Genomic DNA, 26,153 nt, shown 5'->3' with positions numbered 1-26,153 from the left:
CGCGGCCAGCTCAGTCCGCGGCGGAATAGTGAATTCGTCGCCGTGCCACCGGCGTGATCGGCCCGGAACCGGGTTCCTGGCCCGCCGCCGGCAGTTTCTCCAGCGCGGCTGCCAGCTCCGCGGCCGTCGGGGACTCGAACACCAGCCGGGGTGGCGCGGTCACGTCCAGGGCCTCGCTGATCCGCGCCATCAACTCGATCGCCAGCAGCGAGTGCCCGCCCAGCGCGAAGAAGTTCTCGTGCACACCGATCTCCTCGCGGCCGAGCACGTCGGCCCACACGGTGGCCACCTGCCGTTCCAGGTAGGTCCGCGCGGCCTCGGGCCGTGCGCCGGTGGGGATCTCCTTCTCCGTCAACGCGCGCAACGCCGGGAAGTCGACCTTGCCGCTGGGCAGTCGCGGCAGGTCCGGCAACGCGAAGAACCGGGCAGGAATCATGTAGGCCGGCAGTTCGGTGCGCAGCTCCTCCCCGATGCCGGCCAGGCTGTCCGGAGCCGAGGTGGCGAGGTAGGCGGACAACCGAGTGCAGTCACCGTCCCGTTCCCCCAGCACCCGCGCGTCGGTGACACCCGGCTTGCGCCGCAGTGCCGCCTCGATCTCGCCGAGCTCGACCCGGAAGCCGCGGACCTGGACCTGGTGGTCGTCCCGGCGCAGGAACTCGAGGGTTCCGTCCGGCAGGTACCGGCCGATGTCGCCGGTCCGGTACAGCCGCTCGCCCGGTCGCGTGGCGAACGGGTGAGGAACGAACCGCGCCGCGGTCAGCGCGGGCTTGCCCAGGTACCCCCGCGCCAACGTCCTGCCGCCGACGAAGATCTCGCCGGGCACGCCGACGGGCACGGGTTCGCCCGACTCGTCCAGCACGTAGATCTCCGTGTCGGCGACCGGCCGGCCGATCGGTGTCCGCGTCCTGCCGTCGACCGGACCGCACCACACCGTCGCGTTGATCGTGGCCTCGGTCGGCCCGTAGGAGTTGATCAGCGGCACGCCGGGGAGCTCCCGCGTAAACCTCTCGTAGACCGCCGGCGGCAGCTCCTCGCCACCGCACGCGGCGGATCGGAGAACATCCCGGAGTCGTGCGAAGCCCAGGTGCCGCATCAGGACTTCCAGGTAGGACGGAACCGTCTTGAGCACCGGGCAACGCCAGTGCACGAGGGCGTCGATCAACCGGGCGGGATCGCGGTGTTCACCCGGCGGCAGCCACACCACCCGGCCACCGTGCGACAGCGGCGCGAAGATCCCCCAGACCGAGCCGTCGAAGCCGATCGGATAGGTCTGGACGACCGCTTCGCCCTGCCTGATCTCGAAGTAGGAGCTCTGCTGCCACCGGATGCGGCGACTGGCCGCCTGGTGCCTGGTGAGCACGCCCTTCGGCCGCCCGGTAGATCCGGACGTGTAGATCACGTAACAGGGATTGTCCGGTGCCACCCGTGATTCCACCGCGGAGGACGGCTGATCCGCGAGCACGTCCCACCCGGAGTCGAGGCACAGCACCGGCATCACCGGTTCGAAAGCTTCCGTCAGCAGGTGCTGCTGCGTGAGCAGTACCTTCGCCCCGCAATCGGTCAGGATGTGCTCGGTCCGCTTCGCCGGCATCTCGGGGTCGATGGGCACGTACGCGCCCCCTGCCTTCAGCACCCCGAGCACGGCCACGACCAGCTCGGCACCGGGCTCCAGGCAGATCCCGGCGAACGTCTCCTCCGCCACGCCCAGCGCCTTGAGCCGGTGGGCCAGCTGGTTCGCCCGCGCGTTCACCTCGCCGTACGACAGGGTGGTTCCACCGGCGTGAACCGCGATGGCGTCCGGTGTCGTCTCCGCGCAAGCCTCGAAGGCCGCGTGCAGCAACTCCGGACCGGCCGGCAGTTCCTCGCCGTGCGCCCACTCCCGCACCAGTCGTTCCTTCTCGGCCTTGCCGTGCAAGGGCAGGACCCCGGTCGGCCGGTCACCGCGGACCGTCAACCGGGACAGCACCATCTCCCACTGGTCCAGCAGCGCCTCGATCCCCGCTCGTGCGGACGGATCCGGATCGAACTCCACCACCGCCTGCACCGCGCGCTCGTGCACGGACAGGCGCAGCACGAGGTCCTGGAGATCCCCGTCCCCCGTGCCGCACCTGATCGGCCCATCGCCCGCTGCCACGCGGCCGAGGAGTTCGCGCGCGAGCACGACCACCTCCTTCGTGGTCCACTTGGCCGTCTGCTCCAGGGACACCTCGTAACCGGTCGTCCGGCAGGAACCGCCGCGCCGGGCTAGCACGATCGTGAACGCCGCGAGAGCCGCCTCGGCCGGATCGATCGACGCGGACAACACCTCCGCGCGTACCGCCCGTTGCGTGGTGGCGCGCGGCAGGTCCATCGAGCCGATCCGGGTCTCCGGCTCCGTGGCCGCGATCCGCACCAGCTCCACGAACTCGCCGGCCATCCGCCGTGCCGTGGCGGGGTCGTAGAGATCGGTGGCGTAGGTCAGCCGCCCGGTCACGCCGTCCCCCGCGGAGTCGTCGAACGCGAGGCCGAGGTCGAATCCCACCGACCGCGGCGGCAGCGGGTACGGCAGGACCTCGACGCCGTCCAGCACGATGTCGGTGTCCGGTTCGGGCTGCAGCTCCGTCATCACCTGGAACAGCGGGCCGCGTGCCGTCGAGCGGACCGGGTTGAGGTCCTGGACCAGCCGCTCGAACGGCAGGTCCAGGTGCGCGAGCCCGGCCAGGTCGGTGTCGCGGATCCTCCCGACCAACTCGGTGAACGTCGGGTCACCGCTCAGATCGGCTCGCAGCACCAACGTGTTCACGAAGAACCCGACCAGCTCGTCGAGCGCCTCGTCGACGCGGCCGGCGACCGGAACACCCGCGGGAACGTCGGTGCCCGCGCCGAATCGCTTGAGCAGCAACACGAACACGGCGTGCAACACCATGAACGGTGTCGCGCCACAGCTTCGGGCGACGCCGAGCAGGCCCCGGTACGTCTCGGCGTCCACGTGGAACTCGACGGTGTCGCCACGACGGGAGGCCACCGCGGGCCGTGGCCGGTCCGCGACGAAGTCGAGCTGCTCGGGCAGACCGGCCAGGGCGGTGCGCCAGTAGGCCAGCTGCCGGGCCAGCAAGCTGTCCGGATCGTTCTCGTCACCGAGCAGTTCTCGTTGCCACAACGTGTAGTCCACGTACTGCAGCGGCAACGGCCGCCACTGCGGAGCGGTGCCCGCCCGGCGGGCCGCGTAGGCCTGCGAGAGGTCCTTCAGCAGCGGGTCGACCGACCAGCCGTCGCACGCGATGTGGTGCACGACCAGCAACAGGACGTGCTCGTCAGGACCTGCGACGAACAGCGTCGCCCGGACGGGCAGCTCGGTGCGCAGGTCGAACCCGAGACCCGCGGCCGCGACCACCCCCTCGGCGAGACCGCCACCCGTCACGTCGGCGACGGTCAGGTCGATACCGGTGTCCAGCACCTTCTGCGTGGGAGTGCCGAGCACGTCGGGGAACACCGTCCGCAGGCTCTCGTGCCGTGCGAGCAGATCGTCCATCGCGGCGGCGAACGCGGCGACGTCGAACTCGCCGAGCAAACGCACGGCGGCCGCCATGTTGTACTCGGGCGACGCGCTGTCGAGGCGGTTCAGGATCCACAGCCGCTGCTGGCCGAACGACAGCGGAATGCCGTCAGGACGAGCCATCGTCCGCACGGCAGGCCTGCGACCGTCCCCCCGATCGAGGTGCGCGGCCAGCCGTCCCGCGGTGGGGTGCTGGAAGATCAGCGCGACTGGCAGGTCGGCCCCGAACACCGCGCGGACCCGGTTGGCCAACCGCATCACCAGCAGGGAATGCCCGCCCAGATCGAAGAAGTCGTCGTCCACCCCGACGTCAGCGACTCCGAGCACGTCGGCGAACACTCTGCACAGCAGACGTTCCCGCTCGTCACGCGGAGCCCGGCCCGCGACGCTCACCGGTTCGGGCAACGAGCCGCGGTCGAGTTCGCCGTCCGGTCCCAGCGGCAGCTCGCCGAGCTCGACGAACGCGGAGGGAACCATGACCGCCGGCAAGCGCTCGGCCAGGAACCCGCGCAGCTCCTCGATGTCCGGCTTCCCCGTCACGTAAGCGACCACCCGGTTGCCCGCCGTCGTGACGGCGACCTCCCGCACTCCCGGGAACCGCGCGCAGACCTGCTCGATCTCGCGCAGCTCGACCCGGTGACCGCGGACCTTCACCTGGCTGTCGCCGCGACCGAGAAACTCGACGACGAGTTCCCCGCCCACCTGCCTCAGCCGTGCGGCATCCCCGGTGCGGTAGAGCCGGGCCCCGGGTTCCTCACTCCACGGGTGCGGGACGAACCGCTCCGCCGTCAAGCCCGGCCGGCCCAGGTAACCCCTGGCGACCCCGGACCCTCCGATGTAGACGGACCCGCGCACGTTCGGCGCGACCGGCGAGAGGTGCTCGTCGAGGACGTGCACCTCCATCCCGGCCATCGCCGTACCGATGAGCACGCGGTCGTCGTCGTGCACCGCCGGCAGGTGCCGCAGGAAGGTGCTGTCGATCGTGGTCTCGGTGAGCCCGTACGAGTTGACCAACGACGTCTTCTCGCCGAACAACGGTTGCAGCGCGCTCAGTTCCCGCGCCCGGACGACGTCCGATCCCGCGATCACGGTGCGCACGCCGTCAAGTTGCCGGCCGGACGCGCAGAGGTGGCCGGCGAGCTCCCTGAGCACGTCGGGCACGAACTCGACGCAGTCGATCGCCTCCCGCTCGATCAGGTCGGTCAACGCCGCCGGGTCGAGCAGACGCGCGCGCGGGCAGAGGACGAGTTTCGCGCCAGAGCACAACGCGCGAACCAGGTCTCCCATGAACACGTCGACGCTGACGCCCGCCGCTTGCAGATGCGCGGTGTGGCGCGACAGCTCGTAACCGCGTTCCCACGCCTGATAGGCGTTGACGAGGCTGCGGTGGCACACCTGCACGCCCTTGGGAGTACCGGTGGAGCCGGACGTGTGGATGACGTAGCAGAGGTTGTCCGGGACCGCTCGCCGCGGCGCCCCGGCGTGCCGCGGCGGCAGAAGATCGGCGACCGCGTCCAGCGAGACGACCCTGGCCCCGGACCCGGCGGGCGCCTGGCCGCGGGTCACCACGATGGGCGCGCCCAGGTTGTCCAGGATCGCCTGGCGCCGCGCGGGCGGATCGGACGGCGCGACCGGTGCGCAGGCGCCGCCTGCCTTCCACACGGCGAGCACCGCCACGATCAGGTCGATCGACTTGTCCAGCACGACGGCGACCGGTACCTCGGGACCGACACCGGAGTCCCGCAGCAGCCCGGCAAGCCGGTCGGCGCGTTCGTCGAGCTCCCGGTAGGTGACGCGGTCCTCTTCGCACACCACGGCGACGTCGTCGGGCACCCGGCTCGCCTGTGCTTCGAACAGATCGACGACAGTCCCCGATCCGAGGTCCCGCACCACTTCTCCGCGACCGGCGGCAACCAGGCGCGACAGCTCAGTCGGGGTGTGCGGGTCCAGCGCACCGATCCGTCGCGCGGGGTCGGCGACGACCTGTTCGACCAGCAGGAGGAACTGAGCCGCCAGCCGCTCCGCCGTTTCCTCGTCGAACAGGTCGGTGGCGTACTCGACCGCACCGTCGATCCGGCCCCGGCGTTCGACGCAGGAGATGCCGAGGTCGCTGACCACCGCGTCAACGGGCAACGGGAACGGCTCGGCCTCGACGCCGGGCAGGTGGAACTCCTCGTCCGAGGCCTGCGTGAGGTCGAACAACACCTGGAACAGCGGATTGCGCGCGGCGGAGCGGTCCGGGTTGAGCTCCTCCACCAGGCGTTCGAAGGGCACGTCCTGATGGGCGTAGGCGGCCAAGTCCGTCGCACGCACCCGGTCGACCAGCTCGGCGAAGGCCGGATCACCCGCGGTGCTGGTCCGCAGCACCAGGGTGTTGACGAAGAAGCCGACGAGGTCGTCCAGCGACCTGTCCAGCCGTCCGGCGACCGGAACCCCCATCGGGATGTCGTGACCGGCGCCCAGCTTGCTCAGCAGGACCGCGAACACCGCCCGCAGCACCATGAACACGGTCGCGCCGCGGTCCCTGGCGACGGCCACGAGTCCTTCGTACAGCGCTCCGTCCAGCTGGAAGCCGACGGCACCGCCCCGGTGTGACTGCACGGCGGGGCGCGGCCGGTCGAGCGGCAGGTCCAGTTCTCCAGGCAGACCGGCGAGCGCCTCCCGCCAGAACTCCAGCTGCCGGAACATCAGGCTCTGCGCGTCATCCGCGTCGCCGAGCAGTTCCCGTTGCCACAACGTGTAGTCCGCGTACTGCACGGGCAGCGGGCTCCACTCCGGCGCCGCACCCCCGCGCCGCGCCTCGTAGGCGAGCGACAGGTCGCGCAGGAACGGGTCGACCGACACCCAGTCGCCCGCGATGTGGTGCAGTACCACCAGCAGCACGTGCTCGTCCGGTCCGGCGGCGAACAGCCACATCCGCGCCGGAGGTTCGGTGCGCAGGTCGAACCCGGTGGCGACGGCCGCGGCCACCGCCTCGTCCAGACCCCCGACCGGCACGTCCACCACGACCAGGCCCGGCGTGGCGGTGTCGGCGAGCGCCTGCGACGGCTCCCCCGCGTTCTCGGGGAACACGGTGCGGAGACTCTCGTGCCGGTCGATCACGTCCGCGAAGGCGACGGCGATCGCGCGGACGTCCAGCCTGCCGCGAAGCCGCGTCGCCCAGGCCATGTTGTGCGCCGCCGACCGTCCCGCCAAGCGGTTCAGGAACCACAGGCGCTGCTGCGCGAACGACAACGGCACCCGGTCCGGCCGCGGCGTCCGCGCCAGGCCGGTCCGGCGGTCCTGGCCGGTGAGGCACCTCGCCAGGCCCGCGACGGTCGGGTTCTCGAACACGTCGCTCATCGGCATCTCGACGTCGAACACCGCGCGGACCTGGTTGGTGAGCCGGGCCACCGACAGCGAGTTCCCGCCGAGCGAGAAGAAGTTGTCGTCGACGCCGACGTCAGTCGTGCCGAGTACCTCCCCGAAGACCTCGCACAGCAACCGTTCCCGCTCGTCACGCGGTCGGCCACGACCACCGGCGGTGGCGAAGACCGGTTGTGGCAATGCTTTCCGGTCTACCTTGCCGCTCGGACCCACGGGCAGTTCCGTCATGGCGACGAAGGCGGACGGAACCATGAACCCGGGCAACACGGTGCTGACGAAGCCGGACAGCTCGCCGGCGTCGACGGCACCGACGACGTAGCCGACCAGTTGTTCGGTCCCGGCGGCGGTTGCGACAGCGGCGACCACGACGTCGCACACACCGGGGAAACGGCGGCACGCGGCCTCGATCTCCCCCAGTTCCACGCGGAAACCGCGCATCTTCACCTGGCCATCGGTCCGGCCGAGGAACTCGATCTGCCCGGTGGCGAGCCACCTGACCAGATCGCCTGTGCGGTACATCCTGCTTCCGGGCGCCGCGAACGGATCCGGGACGAACCGTTCGGCGGTCAGGCCTGGGCGCCCCAGATATCCCCGCGCAAGTTGCACTCCCGACAGGTAAAGCTCACCGACCGCGCCCACCGGCAGTTGCCGCAGACCTTCGTCGAGGACCCGGACGCTCGTGTTCCACACCGGACGGCCGATGGGCACGGTGACGCCCGTCGCCGAACCCGGTGCGCAGTCGAAGTAGGTCACCTCGACCGCGGCCTCGGTCGGCCCGTACAGGTTGTGCAGCGAGGCGGGCAAGGTGTCGAAAAAACGGTCCTGGAGATCAGTGGGAAGCGCCTCGCCGCTGCAGAAGACGTCCCGCAGCGTCCGGCTCTGCGCGGCGCGCGGCTCGTCGAGGAATGCCCGCAGCGCCGACGGTACGAAGTGGACGGTCGTCACGCCGGTCCGCTGGATCTCCTCCGCCAGGTACGCGGGATCACGATGGCCGCCCGGCTTGGCCAGTACGAGGGTGGCGCCGGAGATCAGCGGCCAGAAGAACTCCCAGACCGAGACGTCGAAACTGGCCGAGGTCTTCTGCAGGACGCGGGCTCCGGCGGCGAGCGGGTACTCGTGCAGCATCCACGACAAGCGGTTGACCACTGCCCGGTGGGACACCACGACGCCCTTGGGCCGGCCGGTCGACCCCGAGGTGTAGATGACGTAGGCGGGGTGCTCGGGCGACAGGGCGACGTCGAGACGTTCCTGTGCGCCCAGTGGTTCCGAAGCGTCCACGACGACGCGCGGCACGTCCGAATCTGGGAACAGTCCGGCGGTCTCGGAGGTGACGACCAGCACCGCCGGACCCGCGTCGGCGACCATCAGCGCGATCCGCTCCGCCGGGTAGTCCGGATCGATCGGCAGGTAGGCGGCACCGGCGCGGTGCACGGCCAGCAGTGACACCACCAGTTCGGCCGAGCGCGGGACGGCGACCGCGACCACGCTCTCGGGAGCTGCGCCGAGCTGTGCCAGTGCGTGCGCGAGTGCGCCGGTGCGCAGATCGAGCTCGCGGTACGACAGCGAGCGATCACCGTCGACGAGAGCCGTGGCGTCGCCGGACTCCTCCGCCTGAGCCTTGATCAGGTCCGGCAGGCACGCGTCGGCGGGGGTCTCGGCAGCGACGCCGTCGCCGTGCGGGAGCCCACCCGGCTCGGGGACGAGGCGGAGCTGGTCGAGCCGCCGATCCGGTTCAGTCATGAACTGGCGCAACAACAACTCGTAGACGTCCGCGAAGTTCTGCACCGTCGGTCCGGTGAACAGGTCGGTATTGTACTTGAACGTCGTGGTGAATCCCGCCGCGGTGGCTCTGACGTCCAGTTCGAGATCGCTCTTGGTGTGGCGCGGCCGCGGCTGGAAGAGCGACAGGGTTAGGCCGTGCAGCCGGGGTGGCACCGGCTCCTGGTCCACGTTGAAGGTCGTGGCGAGCAACCGTTCGCGGCTCGCGTCGACCCCGTCGGTCAGCTGGTGCCACAGTTCCGCGAGCGGGTAGGCGGCGTGCTGGTAGGCATCGGCCAGCGTGCGCTGCGTCTGCCGAACCAGGTCCCGTACCGTGCCGCCCGCCGGAACCGCGGACAGCACGGGGACGACGTTGGCGCAGTTGCCGACGACGCGGTCGCCGCCCTCTTGCCCGCGCAGAGCCACCGGCACACCGACAGCGACCTCGGGCTGGCCGGTGAGGCAGTGCAGGAGGTACGCGTAGGCGCTGAACAGGACGGTGAACGGCGTGCTGCCGAGTTCTCCGCTCCTCGCCCGCACCGCGCGCGCCAGATCGTCGTCGAGCGTGCGGGTGAACTGCGTACCGCGATAGGTGACCTTGGCCGGCCTGGGGTGGTCGGCGGCGAGCGCCAGCGGCGGGATGCCGCCGTGGAACGTGCGCAGCCAGTGCTGCTCGTCCCGGGTCCTGGCATCGGACGACCGGTACTCCTCGTGCCACGCCACGTGGTCGCGGAACTGCGGCGCCGCGGGCAACCGGGGTGGTTCGCCCGAGACGCGCGCGTTGTAGAGCCCGGTGAGTTCCTGCAGGACGACGTCGAAGGACCACCCGTCGATCACGACGTGGTGGAACGACAGCACGAGGTGGTGCCGCGACCGGTCCAGGCGGAGGATCGCCGCCCGCACCAACGGCCCGGCCGCGAGGTCGAACGGCGTCGCGGTGTGCTCGGCGAGCCAGCCCCCCACCTGCCGGTCCCGCTCGTCCGGCGCGACCGCGGTGAAGTCGATCAACGGGACGTCGAGGACGAGGTCCGGCCGCACCACCTGCGCGCTGCCGTCGTCCAGGAACGTCGTCCGGAGGCTGTCGTGCCTGCGCACGATCGCCTGGAGAGCCTCGGTGATCGCCATCGTGTCGAGCTCGCCCGTCACGTCGAGCACGACGTGCTCGCTGAAGGCGAGCGAGGAGTCCGGTCCGAGCTTGTGCAGGAACCACATCTCGCGTTGCGCCGGGGTGAGCGGCATCGCGACCGGCCGGGTCGCCGCGGTTTCCGGCCGTGCCCCGAAGAACCCGCCGGCGCACATGTCGTCGACGACTCTGCCGACGGCGTCGCAGACCTGGGCGAGGTCCTGCTCGGTGTGCGCTGTGGACAGTGCGACGTTGCGCCCCTCCCACAGGTACAGGCCTTCGGCCACCAACGCCGTGAAGAACACCTCTGGCACGACGGGCGGCACCGCCTGATCGGTGAACCGGAAGCGCAGGACGGAGCCGAAGTTCACCACACTGATCGGCACGTCGCGGACCTGCAGCAGGTGGTTCAGCCGATCCCGCAGCTCGTCGGACCGCTTGTTGAGCGAGTGCTGGAGCTCGGGTCCCTGCCGGTCGAGCTCCAACAGCACGGCCCTGGCCGCGGCCAGGGCGAGCGGGTGCTTGCAGAAGGTCCCGGAGAAGAACGTCCGCACGGCGCCGGGATCCACGCCTCCGTCGAACCCCCACTGCCCGCCGTCCACGGCGTCCAGGTACTTCGCGTCCCCCGCCACCACACCGATCGGCATGCCACCGCCGAGAACCTTTCCGTACACCGCCATGTCGGCACGGACCCCGAGGACCTCCTGAGCGCCGCCCGGTGCGATCCGGAAGCCGGTGACCACCTCGTCGAAGATCAGCGCGACGCCCGCCCGCTCGGTCATCCGGCGCAGCTCGCGCAGGAACTCGACGGGTTGCAGCTCCGGGCGCCTGCTCTGCACCGGTTCGACGACGATCGCGGCGAGGTCCGCGAGGTGCGCTTCGAGGGTGTGCAGCGACTCGTCCGCTCCGTAGCGGAGCACCAGGGCGTCGTCGCTGATCGCGCCGGTGATCCCCGGCGCGAGGGGCAGCGCCCTGCCCGCGCCGCCCGCGCCGGGGCGGACCAGGACCGGGTCGGCGGAACCGTGGTAGGAACCGGTGAACAGGGCGATCTTGGTCCGGCCGGACACGGCGCGTGCCAGCCGGACGGCGACCATCACGGCTTCGGACCCGGTGTTGCAGAACACCGCCCGCCGCATCCCGGTCATCCGGCAGACGAGTTCGGCGACCTCTCCCGCCAGCTCCGGCTGCGGCCCGAGCTGCACGCCCAGGTCCAGCTGGTCGCGGATGGCGTCTTTGAGGAACGGAACGTCGTGTCCGAACAGGTGAACGCCGAACCCCATGGTGAGGTCGACGTACTCGTTGCCGTCGACGTCGTGCAGGCGTGCTCCCCGCGACCGGGTGACCGTGATCGGGTACCGGGTCTGCGTCAGCTCCGCGAACAGCGTCGGCACGTGCCTGATGTCGGAGTGCACCGGACGCTCGCGGACGGCCTGTTCCTTCGAGCGCGCGGTTCGTGCGCAGTACCGCCGGACCAGGTCGCGAACGTATCCCTGCTGCGACTCGGTGAAGGCCGCGCCCGCCGCAGCGCCGGCCACCGGTGGGGCCAGCGGTGCCGCGGTCAGGTCGGGAACCGGTGGCGCGGCGGGAGGAGGTACGGGCGCGGGTTCGGCGACCGGAGCCCGCGCGGTGTCTTGTTTGGTGTCCCGCAACACTTCCAACGCCTGGTTCATGACCTGGGCGTGCACGTTGAGCAGGTGCACCACCGCGTCGTGCCCGGTCTGCACGGGCGTCGCGGTCGTCGACGCCGGCGAGGTCGTCGCAGCCGGCGCGGCAGGTTCGAGCACCGGCTGCTCGACCATCTTCGGGGCGAGACGGGCGGAGACGGCCGGCGGCAGGTGGGTGGCGACGTGAGCCGCCAGCGCCCGAATGGTGTCGACGTCACCGAAGAGCTGTCCGATGGTGACGTCGACCTCGAACTCGGCCCGCACCTTGTGCTGGATCTGGTTGAGCACCAGGGAGTCCGCGCCCATCGCGACGAGGGGCCGGTCGTGGTCGAGCGCTTGACCGATCTCGAGCAGATCACCGATGAACGCGGTCAGCACGTCCAGCACCTGATCACTCACCGGGGGTGTCGCGGCCTGCTCCGCCATTGCCGTGACTCCTTCGCTCACCGAGCGGGCGCCGGTCACGCCGGCCGGCGTGAACCAGTAGTGCTCGCGCTCGAACGGATACGTGGGTGCCGCCTGCCTGCGCCTGGGGCGGCCGCGGTCGAAGCCCTGCCAGTCGATCGACTTTCCGTTGGCGTGCAACCGGGCCACGCCGTCCGCCAGCGCGGTCCAGTCGTCCACGGACCGGCGCAGTGACGGCACCCAGACGCCGTCCGGCACGTCCGCACGGCAAGTGGTGGCCAGTGATCGGGGCCCGAGTTCGAGGAAGAACCGGCATCCCTGGTCCCGCAAGGTCCGCACGCCATCGGCGAAACGCACCGGCTGGACGAGGTGGCGCACCCAGTAGTCCGCGTCCGGGATCCGGTCCCCGGTGAACAGCCTGCCGTCCAGGTCGGCCACGAGCGGGGTGACCGGCCGTTCGTAGTGGACAGTTGTGGCGGACGCGGCGAACGGTTCCTGCATGCCCGCCATCAGCGGGGAGTGGGCGGCGTGCTCTCCGCGCACGGTCCGCACCTCGATGCCGCGGCCGGCGAGGTCGTCGCGCACCGCGGCCACCCCGGCGGGTTCGCCGGAGATGGCCACACTGGTGCTCGCGGTGATCCCAGCGACGTCCACCAGCAGCTCGTCGCGGTACTTCGCGATCGTGTCGCGAACCGTCTGCTCGTCCGCGAACACGACAGCGGTGGCCCCGCCGGTGGTGGTCCGCATCAGCCGGCCGCGTTCCACTGCCAGCCACAGGCCGTCCCGGAGGCTGAAGACCCCGGCGACGCACGCCGCCGTCAGCTCACCGACGCTCTGTCCCAGCAGGAAGTCGGGTTCCACGCCCCACGACGACCACAGGCGGGAAAGCGCGTACTGCACGGCGAACAGCACCGGCTGGGTGTACTGGGTCTGGCCGATCAGCTCCTCGTCGCCCGCCGCGGGGAAGAGCACCGACAGCAACGGCCGGTCCAGCACGCCGGTCAGCAGCTCGTCGCAGCGGTCCAGCTCGTCGCGGTACACCTGGTCGGTCAGGTACAGCTGCCTGCCCATGTTCACGTACTGGACGCCCTGCCCGCTGAACAGGAAGGCCAGCCCGCCCGGCCCTCCGGTCGGCGCCACCGCCCGGTGCCCGGCGGCCGGTCGTTCGCCGCGGGAGAGTTCTTCGACCCGTGCGCGCAACTCCCCCACGTCGCTCGCGGGAACGACCGCCCGGTGCGCGAACGCGGCCCGGCCGGTGTTGGCCGTGTACGCGAGATCCGCGATGGAGAGATCGGGATGACGGTCGAGGTGGCCGACGTACGACGCCGCGAGCTCCGCCAGTGCCGACTCGGTTCGCGCGCTCAGGCTGAGCAGGTGCACGGGCCGGTCGGCGCCGTCCACCTGCTCGGATCGCCGCCGAGGAGCCTCGCGCAGCACCACGTGCGCGTTGGTGCCGCCGAAACCGAACGCGCTGACGCCGGCCACGCGATCGGCGCCCTCCGCGGCCCACGGTGTGCGGCGCGTCGCGATGGACACCACGCCGGTCGCGGGCAGCCTCGGGTTCGGCGTCTCGAAGTTCGCCTGCGCCGGGATCTCACCGTGCCGGAGGATCTGCACGACCTTGATCAGCCCGGCGATCCCGGCCGCCGCCTCGGCGTGCCCGATGTTGGCCTTGACCGAACCGATCACACAGGGCTCCCCCTGGCGGCGTCCGCGGGCGAGCACCGCGGCCAGCGCGTTGACCTCGATCGGGTCGCCCAGCGGGGTGCCGGTGCCGTGGGCTTCCACGTACCCGACGCGCGCGGGCTCGATCTCGGCGTCGGCGAGCGCGGCGCGGACGAGTTCCTGCTGGGACAACCCGTTGGGCGCGGTGAGGCCGTTGCTCCTGCCGTCCTGGTTGACCGCGGAGCCGGCGATCACTGCCAGGATCCGGTCACCGTCGGCCTCTGCGCGGGACAGCGGCTTGAGTACGAGGGCACCGCAGCCCTCGGCGCGGCCGACGCCGTCGGCCCTGGCGTCGAACGCCTTGCACCGGCCGTCCTCCGCCAACGCGTTGGCGCGTGTGAAGACGTCGGTGATGTCGGGGTCGAGCAGGACGTTCACCCCGGCGACGAGTGCCGTGTCCGACTCGCCGGAGCGCAGGCTCCGGCAGGCCATGTGCACGGCGACGAGCGACGAGGAACACGCCGTGTCCACGGCGATGCTCGGTCCCTTGAGATCGAGAACGTAGGAGACCCGGTTGGCCGCGACGCTGGTGGCCTGGCCGGTGGCGCCGTGCAGGTCGGTGGCCGCCACTCCGGCACCGACCTGGAGGCGCTCGTAGTCGCTGGCCGCGATTCCGACGAACACCCCGGTCCGGCTGCCCGCGAGCGAGTCAGGGGCGATCGCGGCGTCCTCCAGCGCCTCCCACACGACCTCCAGCACGAGGCGCTGCTGCGGATCGATCGCGGTCGCCTCGCGGCCGGAGATGCCGAAGAAGGCCGCGTCGAACCGGTCGACCTGGTCCACCAGACCGTGCGGCCCGGCCGGAGCGGACACCACGCGCCGGCTCGGTGGCGCGGTGTCCACCGCGTCCACTTGGCCGACGAGCAACTCCCAGAACTCGCCAGGGTTGCCCGCTCCCGGGAAGCGGCACCCGATGCCGACGATCGCCACGGCATCGGCTGGTTGGCGCGCGGGACCCGGCCGCGGACCGCCGCCGCTCTCCCCGGCCAGCCCGGCGAGGTGCGCGGCGAGTGCGCGGGCCGACGGGTAGTCCCACAGCAGCGTTTCCGGCAGTTCCACACCGACCAGCTCGTGCAGATCCCCGGCGAGACTCACGGTGTCGCGTGAGGACAGGCCGAGATCGGCGAGCGACCCGTCGGCGTCGACATCCGCCGCGGAAAGCCCGGTGTACCGGGAAACGCGCTCGATGATCCAGGCTTCCAGTCGCTCAACGTCCGACGACAGCGCTGCCACTTCCACCCTCCACATAGGTCAGTTCCGGAGCGCGTTGCCGCACAGGGGTGACGAGTCCTCCGACGACGATCGCCAGGCACAAGCCACCGATCAGCACACAGGTCTCGGCCACTCCCAGATGTGCCGCGGCCGCCGTGACCGCGGCCGCACCGACCGGCCCCAGCGCGGAGTGGATGGTCCAGAAGGCGGACGTGACCCGCCCGAGCAGGTGATCCGGCGTCAGCTGCTGCCGCAACGACATCGAGCACACGCCGGCGATCGAGTCGCCGAACGTGAAGAGCGCCGCCAGCACGGTCGCGGTGACCACGTCGCGGGTCAACCCGAACAATCCGACCGAGACGGCGCACACCAGGTTGGCGCCGAGCCACGACGGCCCGAACCCCAGCTTCGCGCGGATCGGCCCCGCGGCGAGCGCCCCGGCGATCGCGCCGACGCTCGCGACACCGAGGACGATGCCGACGCTCTGGCTGCCGTTCCCCTGCCCGGTGCGGACGTGGTAGATGAAGATGTCGTTCAGTCCGACGGTCAGGAACGTGAGCAGCGTCAGCAGAATCGTCAGCGCGCGCATGACCGGCTGCGCCCACAGGAACCGGACACCGGCGAGGAACTTGTCCTTGGTGCTCTCCACCACCGGCTTCGGCTCGTCCCCCGCCGCGGCCCGCACCCGCCAGCGGATGAGGAGCAGACCTGCCACGGACACCAGGAAACTGGCTGAGTCGACCGCGATCGCGGCGACCGTCCCGAACAGACCCGACACGGTCCCGGCCAGCATCGGCCCGATCACGTAGGCGACCGCGTTCGTCGCTTCGAGCCGGCCGTTGGCCTGCGTGATCTGCGAACTGGCAACGAGATTGGGAACCGCCGTGACGTAGGCGACCTGGAACACGATGCCGAACGCGGCGACCAGCGCCATCACGACGTACAACAGCCAGATGGCCGGCCCGGAGAGCCACCACACCAAAGGGATGGCGCCGAAGAGCACGGCTCGCGCCGAGTTGGCGACCACCATGAGCATCCGCCGGTTCATCTGGTCGACCATGACCCCGGCGAACGGCCCAAGCACCAGCGAGACCGCGCCGGCGACCGCGGTCAGCACGCCCATCTGCACCAGCGACCCGGTCACCTCGAGCACCAGCAGCGGTACCGCCACGAGCGAGAACGTGTTGCCGATGACCGAGATGGACTGAACCGTCCAGAAGATCATGAAGCCGGTGTTGCGCCACAAGGACTTGGGTGCCTCGCTCATCGGTTCCCCGCTTCGCCGTCGAGGACCGTCGTGAGCTGACGGCCGAGCGCGGCCACGTGCGGCTCCTCGAGGAGGCCGTGGTGATCGCCCGGTGCCACCAGGTGCTCGACGGGAGAGTCGACGTGCTCCTGCCAGCGCCGGCGTGCGGTGCCCCGCAGCCGGGGCGGCTGTTCGGCGGCCTGGATGAGGGTGAGCCGGGCGACGGTGCCGCTGGGCTCGTAGGCGCCGGCCGCGAGGACGTGCGACCGGTATAGGTGCAGCCGCTGCAGCAGACCGTCGACGTCGTCCACGCCCAGCTCGTCCCTGACCCCGTACAGCAGCTTGCGGATCCGCTCGGTGCCCTGCTCGTACGAGGTACCCGCCAGGTCGAGTTCCGCGAGCACGGCCGGATCCAGCGCGAACGTGCGGGCCAGCTCGTGCACGAAGTCGAACAGGACGTCCTCGTCGTGGTGGGGGTGGGCCGGGTTGGCCAGATAGCTGTCGATCAGCACGAGCCGGTCGGCCTCGCCGTCCTCCTGGCGCAGTTGCCGAGCCATCTCGAAGGCCAGCACCCCTCCCATCGACCAGCCGGCGAGAGCGAACCCGCCGTCGGGCAGGGCCTGCCGGAGGTTCCGGAGGTGGCTCGCCGCGATCTCCTCGACGGAGCAGTGGTCGAGGTGCGACGGCAAGGCGGCCCGGACGCCGAGCACCGGACGCGAGGCGCCCAGTCCGCGCACGAGCTGCCGGTAGCCGATCAGTTCCCCGCCGGGCGGGTGGACCAGGACCACCGGGCGGCCGGTACCACCGCGCCGCAGGGTCACGATCGGGCTGGGCGGCTGTGCCGGTTGTGCCGCACGCACCTGCTCGGCCAGGAAGGCGATGCTCGGTTCGGCGCTCCCGTCCTCGCCGGCCTCGAAGAGGATCGTCAGCGGCAGGGACACCTTCAGCTCCTGCTGGATCCGTGCGATGAGCCGGACGGCGAGGAACGAGTGTCCGCCGGCGTCGAAGAAGGAGTCGTTCAGCCCGATGTCCGCACGGCCGAGCAGCTCCGTGAAAACGCCGGTCAGCACCAGCTCGACGTCGTCCCGCGCGGCCGTCGCCATGGAAGTCCTGACCACGACGGCGTCGTCACCGCGGCCGTCGGCCGGGGCCGATCGCGGATCGGGCAGCGCACTCACGTCCAGCTTTCCGTTGACCGTCAGCGGCAGGGCCTCGAGTGCCGTGATCGTCGCAGGAACCATGTACCCGGGCAGTCGCTCACCGAGGCGTGTTCGCACGGCCGATGTGTCCACATCGGACTCTTGGTCGAACACGACGTAGGCGGCGGCGTCCGCGGCGCTTCCGGCTTCGTCACCGGACTCCCGCAGGACCACCGCGCAGTCGGCCACGTCGGCGAGCGCACGCAGATGTGCCTCGATCTCGCCCATCTCCACTCGAAATCCCCTGATCTTCACTTGCCGGTCGTTGCGGCCGACGTACTCCAGGTCCCCGTCAGGGAGGTACCGGGCGAGATCACCGGTGCGGTACAGCCTGCTGCCGGGAGGGCCGTACGGGTCGGGAACGAACCGCTGGGCGGTGAGCCCCGGCCGGCCGTGGTAGCCGCGGGCGACACCGGCGCCGCCGATGAAGATCTCGCCGACGAGACCGATGCCGACTCGTCGCATCGCGTGGTCGAGGAGGCGGATCCGGGTGTTGTCGATCGGAGTGCCGATCGGCACCGCCGCCCGGCCCGCGGGACCGCTGTCCCGGTGGACGCAGCAGCCCACGACGGTCTCGGTCGGCCCGTACTCGTTCACCAACACGGCATCCGGCAGGCGCGCACGCCAGTCCGCGCAACTGCTCTCCCACAACGCCTCTCCGCCGACGACCACCGTGTCGACGCCTGCCGGCCGTGCCGGATCGCCGAAGTTCCCGTTCAGTACGGTCAGATGCGCCGGGGTGAGTTTCAGCAGGCCGCGCCTGAGCTCCTGATGGCAGGTGAGGAGACCGGCGAGACCCGCCGGTGAGGTGAACCGGACCTCGCCTCCCGCGAGCAACGGCAGCAGTAACGTGGTGATGGTCAGGTCGAACCCGAGCGAGGAGTGGACCAGGCTCACGGTGTCGGCTGACACGCCGTAAGCACGCCCGGCCCAAGCGAGGTAGTTCCACAGGCCGCGGTGAGTGACCGCGACACCTTTGGGAGTTCCGGTCGAACCGGACGTGTAGATCACGTACGCCAGGTTGTCGCCCACCGGAGGCGAGGACTTCCTCGCTGCGGCAGCGGATCGCGCCTGCTCCACCTGCACAACCGGCACGCCCGTCCGCGCGATCACCGGCGCGGGCGGCCCGTCCGTCACCACCAGCACCGGTCGCGCGTCGCGCACGACGTCGCCGAGCCGCTCGGCCGGCCAGTCGAGATCCAGCGGCAACCACGCCCCGCCGGACTTCGCCACGCCGAGCACCGCGACCAGGGTCGCGGCCGAGTTCTCGAGGCAGACCGCCACGACCGTCTCCGCGCCGGCCTCCGCCTCGCGCAGGCGGCAGGCGAGCTGATCGGTGAGGTCGTCGAGCTCCTCATAGGTCAGTGCGCGCCGGGCGTCGCTCACCGCGATCCGGCCGGGGGTGCGGCGCACCTGTTCGCGGAACCCGGCGAGAAAGCTCTCCCCGGACGACGGTCGATCGGTCGAGTTCACCCGGTGGTACAGGTCGAGCGCGTGCCGGGTGCACAGGTCGGCCGCGGAGACGGCTTCCCCCAGCCGTTCGACGGCGTGCCGCAGCACCGCCGAGAACTGGTCGAGGAGGACGCAGGCACCGCCGCCGCCGAGCCGGCCGGGGTCGTGTTCGACCATCAGCCGAAGCGGCTCGAGGCTTTCCACGAACAGTGCTGGATGCGTTCGGGTGTAAGCGATCCGCTCCTCCAGATCGATGTCGACGAGCACGTCGTGGCTTTCGCCGAGCCGCCGGATCAGCGCCGACCAGCAGGCCGCGACCACCGACCCGACGTCCGTTCCCGTCCTCACGGCCAGGTCCGCGAGAGCGGCGGCCAGGTCCGGCGGGACGTCGACCGGCCGCCGCTCCGCCGGACCCGCCTCCGTGACAGCGAACCGCTCGTACGGCAGTGCTGTGCACAACGGTGCCGAGCCGGAGGAGCCGATGGTCACGACGAGACCCGGTCGGCGGAGTAGCTCCCCGAGCCGCCCATGGCGACGAAGAGTTTCCGTGGTCCCTCATAGGGGTTGCGGGCGTGCGCCACCGCGATGTTGTCGACCGCGAGCACATCACCGTCGCGCCACGGGAAGGAGTGTTCCAGTTCGCGGTAGACGTCCAGGATCTCCGTCATCACCGAGTCCTCGACCGGCGTCCCGTCGCCGTAGAAGCAGGAGCGGGGCAGGTCGTCGGGTCCGAACACGGACACCAGCGCGTCACGGGTCTCCTCGTCCAGGCACGAGGTGTGCCAGTGCTGCGCCTGGTTGAACCACGACATCCGGTCAGAGCCCGGATGCCTCACCACCGCCGGGCGCACGCACCTCGTCCTGAGGCGATCGCCGTCGAGCCACTCGTGGCGCAACCCCTCCGCACGGCACCTGTCCTCCACCACGCTCCTGCTAGTGGTGCCGAAGACCTTCTGCCACGGCAGACCGACTCCCGGCTGGTAGGCCCGGACGTACATCACCTGTCGTTCCACGAAACGGCGGCGCAGCGCGGGGTCAAGCGCGTCGTACACACGACGGCTGTCCACCAGAGGCGTCTCCCCACCGGTGTCGGCACTTTTCGCGCAGCAGAAGACGATGCGCAACGGCCAGCTGTGGTTGAAGGAGTTCTCGTTGTGCCACAGCAGCTTCTTGTCCTGCGGGTAGAAGACTGGCGTCTGCACGCCGTCTCCACCGCTCACCGGCGTGTGTTCGCCGTTCTCGGTGAGCAGCTCACCGCAGATGGACTCGGCCAACGCCGAGAACTCCTCCGGCGACGGGACGGCCGCACCCCGCAGGAGCAACGCGCCGGCCACGGCGAGGTGCTCGTCGACGTACTCGCCGTTGTCAATGACCCACGACCGCACGTCGTCGCCTACCTGGACCACGGACGGCATGCCGATCTTTGCGAAGGTCATCTCATCGTGCCGAGTCATCCGACGGTCACCGGCCGAAACTGGTTCTCACCGATGCGGGCCCTCGTCTCGGGGTCGGTCACACCGAGACCCGATTCAGGTGCGAGGCACAGCACACCGACCTTGCCCACGTGCTGATTCGTCTGCACATGCCTGGCCGCCTCGGCGACGTCAGCCAGCGGGTACACCGCGCCCAGCACCGGCACGATCCGGCCCATCTCAACCAGCCGGTTGCACTCCCACTGCTCCTGCAGGTTCGCGCCATGGCTGCCGATGACGCGCTTGAGCTTCATCCACAGGTAGCGGTTGTCGTACTGGTGCTGGTACCCGGTGCTGGAACCGCAGGTGATCACCGTGCCGCCGCGCCCGGCGACGAAGACCGATATGCCGAAGGTGGCCTGGCCGGCATGATCGAACACGATGTGCGGGTCGGAACCGGTTTCTTTGCGGATGACGCTCCCCAGACGTTTACCCACGGAGAGCACCGACGCCGGGTCATGACCGTCGCCCTCACCGATCCCGATCTCGCTGCGGTCGATGACCACGTCACAGCCGAGCGACTTCAGCACCGTCGCTTTGTCCGGCGTACCGACCACGCCGACCGCGATCCCGCCGCCGTTGCGCACCATCTGTACGGCGTGCACGCCCAGACCACCGGCAGCGCCCCAGATCAGGACGACATCACCCTGCTTCATCCGCGCACCCCGGTCGCTGACCAGCATCCGGTAGGCAGTACCACCGCACAACGGGATGCTGGCCGCCTCCTCCCAGGTCAAGTGCCCCGGCTTGGCCAGCAACTGGCTCGCCCGCACCACCGTGTAGTGGGCCAGTCCGCCGAAGTTCGTCTCGAAGCCCCATGCACGCTGCTGCGCGCCGAGCATGCCGTCCGCCTGCGTCGCGGGCTCCTGATCGTCCGCGTGCAACGGGCTCAGCACGACGTGTTGGCCGACTTGCCAGCGACGTACCCCCGATCCGACCTGCACGATCACACCGGCCCCGTCCGAGCCGAGCACGTGGTACGGCTGGTCGTGCCGGCTTTCCCACCATCCCTGCTCACCGAGCCGCTTGAGGAACGCGAAGGTCGGGATCGGTTCGAACATCGCCGACCACACGGTGTTGTAGTTGATAGAGCTCGCCATCACGGCGACGAGCACCTCGTCGGGCGCGAGTTCCGGCATGGGAACCTGGCCCACCCGCAACGACTTCCGCACGTCCTTGTCGTGCACGCCTTTGAACGTGTCGACGTCGTCCACATGCACGTAGGCGGCGGTGTACTCCCTCGGTACGTCCCACTTGAACGGCTCGTCGGACAGCGGTGGAAACTGGGTTTCGGTAGCCACGTTCGCCCCCTTCACGTGTTCGAACAGATATCCCGTTCCGAACATGAACTCAAATGTCTGCGGCGACCTCCGCGATCATCGATTCAGAGGCCGACGCGCACTTTTGCACTGCGACAGAGGTCAAACCTTCAGCCTATGAAGGCTCAACAGGTCGAACCGATTTGCGCGAGGCGCTGAATCAGTGGACATCGGTAGTTCGCCCGGCTCGTGCAGGGAAACGTACACCGCCACTTTGAAGTCGTCACCGAACGCACCAGCACGCCGACGCACCCCGAAAAGACCGTCACCCATCGCGTGTCGCCATCATCCGTTCCCCCAAGGTCCCTCCAAACATCAGCGCGCGTTCTCACGCGACACCGCAACCATGCTGCAGGAGCCCGCTACCTTCCCGGTACTCGATGACTACCGACGTCCGCACGGAGCACGAAACCATCCAGGCGCTCCCGACGGCAATGGCCGTCGCAACATCTCACTGGACGCCTCAAGCCCGAAGCACGCGTTACGCTTCCTCGCAATCACGGGGGCGCAAGCTCACAGGTCACCATCCATGCCGCGCAGGGCAGCACCGCTGGGTCGACACCGCAGATGCATAGGCAGTCAAGCTGCCCCGGCGGATGAAACGCAGGCTTATGCGAATCATCGTCAAATAACTCAATCTCTCTTGACAGGGCGGAATGCCTCGCGCCAGGTTGGATTTGGCTTCAACAAGCCAAAGCGGCGCCAGGGGACGTCGACCATCAGTTGAGTACTGGCTGCCGCGCCGCTACCTGGGGGCGCACGCGAAGTTTCTATCGCCACAGCTCGACCTGCACCCTTTAGTCTACCAACAGCGGAAACGTGCGCTTTCCCTGCGTCGCAGTGTTGCGACAGGCGGAACTGCGACCATTCAGCAAATCTGACAACTTGCTCTACCTCGGGCGCTCGAATAGCACGTTTACATTGAATTCACAGTGTTCGCAAAATTTAAACCAGAGGGAAACGTGTACATGAGGGGAAGAAGGAATAGAGTGAAGACTGCCGTTGTGGGGTCGGTCATGGTGCTCGGACTTGTGGTCACACAGTCCGCGGCGGCAGAGTCAGCGCGGCCAACGTCTCCCGTGGCCGGAAGCGAGGCTGGTGGAACTGCGTCGAAGGACCTAACACCTGTACCGCCGGCGAAGCTCGCCCACGTCGCATCCTCACAACGTGATGATTGCTCTCCCGCCAAGCTGCGTTTGGCCGCCGACAGAACCGCGACGGTGCAAGCCGGACCGTACAAGGGCGCCAAGCTGGTGTCGTGTGTGACGACGACGCAGTCGGATGAGACAGCTGGAGATGTTCGAGCCGCGGCGCTGGCCAAAGCGCGTGCGAAAGCCGGTGGGCAGAAGGGCGATGTGGGAACGCAGGCATACCTCCAGCCGCCGCAGTGGTGTTTCGACCACGCATTCGACGGGTGGTGGGGTCACTCGTAACGACATGTGCAGCATCGGCGACTGGCAGATCACGTTGTGGCTGCTTGAGAACGGTGTGCCGGTCCGGATCCTCGGCACAGCCAAGTGGCTGGAAGTCAACTACGCCTACACCAGCTCAAGTCTCGACACGTGGGCGCACCAGATCCGAGTTGTGAAGTACACAGGTGAGGGCGAAGGCAACGGTCCCGCGTCTGTCTCCGGGTTCTCCACCTGTGGCGGCGACTGCAAGCAGGACACCGACACCGGGCTGCGTCCCGGCGACTTCGCCACCAACACGAACAACGACGGCGAGGCGTACAACACCTCTTCGCGCAGCGAGCCCGGCGGTATCGGCTACGGGCACGGACGTTGGGAGTACTGGACCACGTACGCGGGCTTCCCGCCCACCGAGCCGATCCCGGTTGATCTGCCAGACGTGCGCTGTGACAACGCCATCGGTGACAACAACAACAACTCAGGTGATCCGTTCAGCGCTGCCGCCGTCACCGCCGCAGGTGCCAGTTGTGTGTTCTTCGGGATCTTGCCGGTGATGGTGTACTCCAAGTCCGGTGCGTACCCCACGCTCGCCCGGCACATCGAGAGGCACAGCTGAGCGGTCTGCCCGGCGCTTACCCCAACGGCGCGGTGCTCAACCGCATCACCAACGCGACGAACAAGGCCAAGAACGGCAACACGGCCTGCCCACCGTCCATCGTGTGGAAGCGCCCCACAGGCCGGTCGTGCGATGAGTACCCGTTCCGCTCGACGAGCCAGGGAGCGTTCACGGGCGGAGGCAGTGCACGAACCTTCGCACCACCCACGACCACGTGGTGCGAGATGGACCCCGCGTGGGGCGTCCCGACCGGCGTGACCGGACCGAGCGGCTGGTCTTCCTGCATGATCAACGCGAACGACAACCGAAGTGGCGGAGCCGCCCTGGGCGCCTTCTACTCGTCGAAGCGCGTGCTCGACGGTGACGCGTTCAAGGTGTGGATCACGCCGTAATCCCTGCCAGGATCAGAGTGACGGCTGCTCGCGCCGTTCAACGCGGGCAGCCGTCATACGTGTAAAGATCAGGACATGCAATTGCCCGTGCCTGTGGTTCGAGGAGACGCCGTCACACACTACGCTCAGTTGCTTGCCAGCGAGGCGTTGCCGTCAGAGGCGCTATGTCTCACCGCGGTTCCTGGCCTGTCCGTCGAGGAAGCACTGACCCGGTTCGACGCCTCACCGCGGACACGCACGGCCACCCTTGCCGACGCCGGGCAGGCCACCGTCAACGCGTTCCCCGGCGACCTGCCGCTGGTCGCCGCCGACGAAATCGGCGGGTGGGTGTTTCTCGCCGAGCACAACGGCTTCCACGGCTCGCTCTCCGACGTCCTCGCGCGGCTTTTCCCACGGCACTATGGCAGCAACCGCCTACTGGAACGTTAACCTCGACTACACGATTGCCCTGGCACTGGACGGCCAGATTCTCGGTGAGATGGACTTCGTCGCAGGTGAGGTACCATCAGGAGATCTCGCCGCGTACGTGCAAGGCCTAGATTTCGATGACGCCGACTTCATGTGTGCCGCCGCGATCGCGTTCGTCGAGCGAATCACCGGAATCCGGCTCGATGCCGAGTGGGCGATGGCCCCGCACCAGACCGCCTTGATCCTGCGGTCGACGAAGTTTGAAACCCTGGCGCCGCAAGCTGGCTCGAAGTGAACGCCCCGGAACTCTTCGATCAGTTCCGCACTGCGGGAACGTCAGTGCTACGTGAGATTGCCACGATGGCAGCTACTCGATGCTGTGCCGCTGTGGGCGTCGACGATGCCGACGTTGCACGCGACCTGTTGACAGACGTCGATGGCACACCCGCAGCGACCTTGCTTCAGCGCCGCCAAGGGCTTGCGGATCGCATCCGCGAAGCATACTTCCGAGCCCTGAACCTGCGCTGGGATCGGTGCACGCCGACGGGCCCACGAGTCGACCGCGTGATGCGGCTGCAGGCCGACGTGGCTCGCCCGTCAGGCAGATACGACCGCGGAAGTTGCGCTAGAAGCGCGCGCCCACGCACTAGCGGCGGTGCGCGCACGCCTGACGATGGACGCAGTTACGTCCGCAGCGCACGCGTTGATCAATGCCTGCCAGGCAGATCGCGCGCATTGGGCCGAACTGCGGGAACAAGCCGCTACGTGTCTGGCCGATGCACGCTGATCCATGCCGTCAGGTGGCGATCAAAGTGTTGTTGCAGATGCATGCAGCACGTGACTGCCAGATCCCAAGGTAATGCCGCGTCCGTCCAAGTGAATCCGACGCGGTGATCGGTCCTACCGATGGCGACTGTGCCATCCTCATTGATTGCACGTCCGATTTCGACTGGCGGGGGATCGAGAAATGGCCGTGCCGCTGGCGTGGCCGGGTAAGCAGCGTCTACGGCTGGCCTGCGCACTGCCGAACCGTCCCCGCTGTCGGCTCACGCAGATCCTCAAGCAGTCAGTTCGGCTCGGCGTCGTCCAGGGCCAGACTTCTGCACCTCACCTGCGACGGGAGCGCCGCGGATACCAGCAGCACCCAGACGCGTCACAGGTGAGATCAGCTTGGACGGCCCACACCCCCAGCGCGGGCATCCGTCATTGAGCTTGCCGTACCGCGCTACCCATGAGGCATTCATTGGCTACTCGCATCGCAGCACATCTGACGTCGTCATGTGTCTGCGCACAGTACGAGCCGCGTCCTGAACTCATCAGGATCGAATGATCGGCTTCAACCGGCCTGGGATGAGTCCTCCGCCGTGAAGCCGGCGCCGTCAGCGCCAGGCAGAGCAGATGAACTTCTCGATTCTGGTCCATCGGTCCCTGGCACAGGTTGTTAGTGTGAAACGCTCTTGGCGAGAGCAGTACTTAGACTGCACCAGGGGCGTTGCAAGACGTACGCCATGCCGCTGGTGTGACGCCCAGTTTGCCAGAGCAAACAACCTGAAGCAGCCTGACACGCAGGTCAGACCGACTGTTGGCACCCACAGGGCAGTATTCGCCGACTACTCGTCGCTAGGGACGGTATGTGCCCACCTGCGCCAAGTTGTCAGGCCGCAGAACCGCGGTCGCCTTGACCCCGATGGTCTGCGACGCGCCTGACGCGGAAGGGGAAGGGGTGATTCCTGCGGCCCCCTGCATCCCGTCGACTTAGAGGTCCTAACAGAATCGTTGGACGTGGCGGTAGCAGATGATGCAGGTAGCGAGGCCGAGGAAGGCTTCGTGGATGTCGTCGCGGCGTTCCCAG

At 69.2% G+C, this 26,153-nt stretch carries 9 protein-coding genes and 1 pseudogene; 5 read left to right on the top strand and 5 right to left on the bottom strand.

All coding sequences use genetic code 11. The annotated features are described in order from the left end of the window. Positions 1–10: 10 nt before the first annotated feature. From ACZ7CH_RS39310 to ccrA, 5 genes are read right to left on the bottom strand one after another with little or no spacing between them, the layout of a single operon-like run. The gene (locus ACZ7CH_RS39310) at positions 11–14,809 is read right to left on the bottom strand and encodes an amino acid adenylation domain-containing protein (protein WP_470376277.1); all 14,799 of its coding nucleotides are present in this window, start codon (positions 14,807–14,809) and stop codon (positions 11–13) included. Beyond that, positions 14,784–16,055 carry an MFS transporter gene (locus ACZ7CH_RS39305; RefSeq protein WP_470376276.1) on the bottom strand — a complete coding sequence of 424 codons (1,272 nt, stop codon included), beginning with the start codon at positions 16,053–16,055 and terminating at the stop codon, positions 14,784–14,786. Before ACZ7CH_RS39305 ends, ACZ7CH_RS39310 begins: the two co-directional genes overlap by 26 nt. Further along, positions 16,052–19,174, bottom strand: a complete 3,123-nt coding sequence (locus ACZ7CH_RS39300) for a non-ribosomal peptide synthetase (RefSeq protein WP_470376275.1) — start codon at positions 19,172–19,174, stop codon at positions 16,052–16,054. The genes ACZ7CH_RS39305 and ACZ7CH_RS39300 overlap by 4 nt, the downstream gene beginning before the upstream one ends. After that, entirely contained in the window at positions 19,171–20,121 is a 951-nt protein-coding gene (locus tag ACZ7CH_RS39295) for a TauD/TfdA family dioxygenase (protein ID WP_470376274.1), read from the bottom strand. The genes ACZ7CH_RS39300 and ACZ7CH_RS39295 overlap by 4 nt, the downstream gene beginning before the upstream one ends. A gap of 14 nt (positions 20,122–20,135) precedes the next feature. Then, positions 20,136–21,503 (bottom strand): crotonyl-CoA carboxylase/reductase, encoded by a 1,368-nt coding sequence (gene ccrA / locus ACZ7CH_RS39290; protein WP_470376273.1) that lies wholly within the window; start codon positions 21,501–21,503, stop codon positions 20,136–20,138. A gap of 1,254 nt (positions 21,504–22,757) precedes the next feature. On the opposite strand from ccrA, the gene ACZ7CH_RS39285 reads away from it, so the two are divergent. From ACZ7CH_RS39285 to ACZ7CH_RS39265, 5 genes and pseudogenes are all read left to right on the top strand, one after another. Continuing rightward, positions 22,758–23,501, top strand: coding sequence for a hypothetical protein (locus tag ACZ7CH_RS39285; RefSeq protein WP_470376272.1), 744 nt, complete (start codon positions 22,758–22,760; stop codon positions 23,499–23,501). A 32-nt stretch (positions 23,502–23,533) separates the two neighbouring features. Further along, positions 23,534–23,668 (top strand): annotated as a pseudogene (locus ACZ7CH_RS39280) (NucA/NucB deoxyribonuclease domain-containing protein); the annotation flags it as partial. A gap of 57 nt (positions 23,669–23,725) precedes the next feature. Next, a complete protein-coding gene (locus ACZ7CH_RS39275) occupies positions 23,726–23,893 on the top strand; it encodes a hypothetical protein (protein WP_470376303.1) in 168 nt (55 codons plus the stop codon). A 129-nt stretch (positions 23,894–24,022) separates the two neighbouring features. Beyond that, positions 24,023–24,322, top strand: coding sequence for a DUF6461 domain-containing protein (locus ACZ7CH_RS39270; RefSeq protein WP_470376271.1), 300 nt, complete (start codon positions 24,023–24,025; stop codon positions 24,320–24,322). Next, the gene (locus tag ACZ7CH_RS39265; protein ID WP_470376270.1) at positions 24,294–24,596 is read left to right on the top strand and encodes a hypothetical protein; all 303 of its coding nucleotides are present in this window, start codon (positions 24,294–24,296) and stop codon (positions 24,594–24,596) included. Before ACZ7CH_RS39270 ends, ACZ7CH_RS39265 begins: the two co-directional genes overlap by 29 nt. Positions 24,597–26,153 lie beyond the last annotated feature (1,557 nt).

This window comes from Lentzea sp. NPDC037011, from assembly GCF_055607425.1.
The sequence above is the reverse complement of the archived record's forward strand: the minus strand, read 5'-3'. Positions and strand labels throughout refer to the sequence as shown.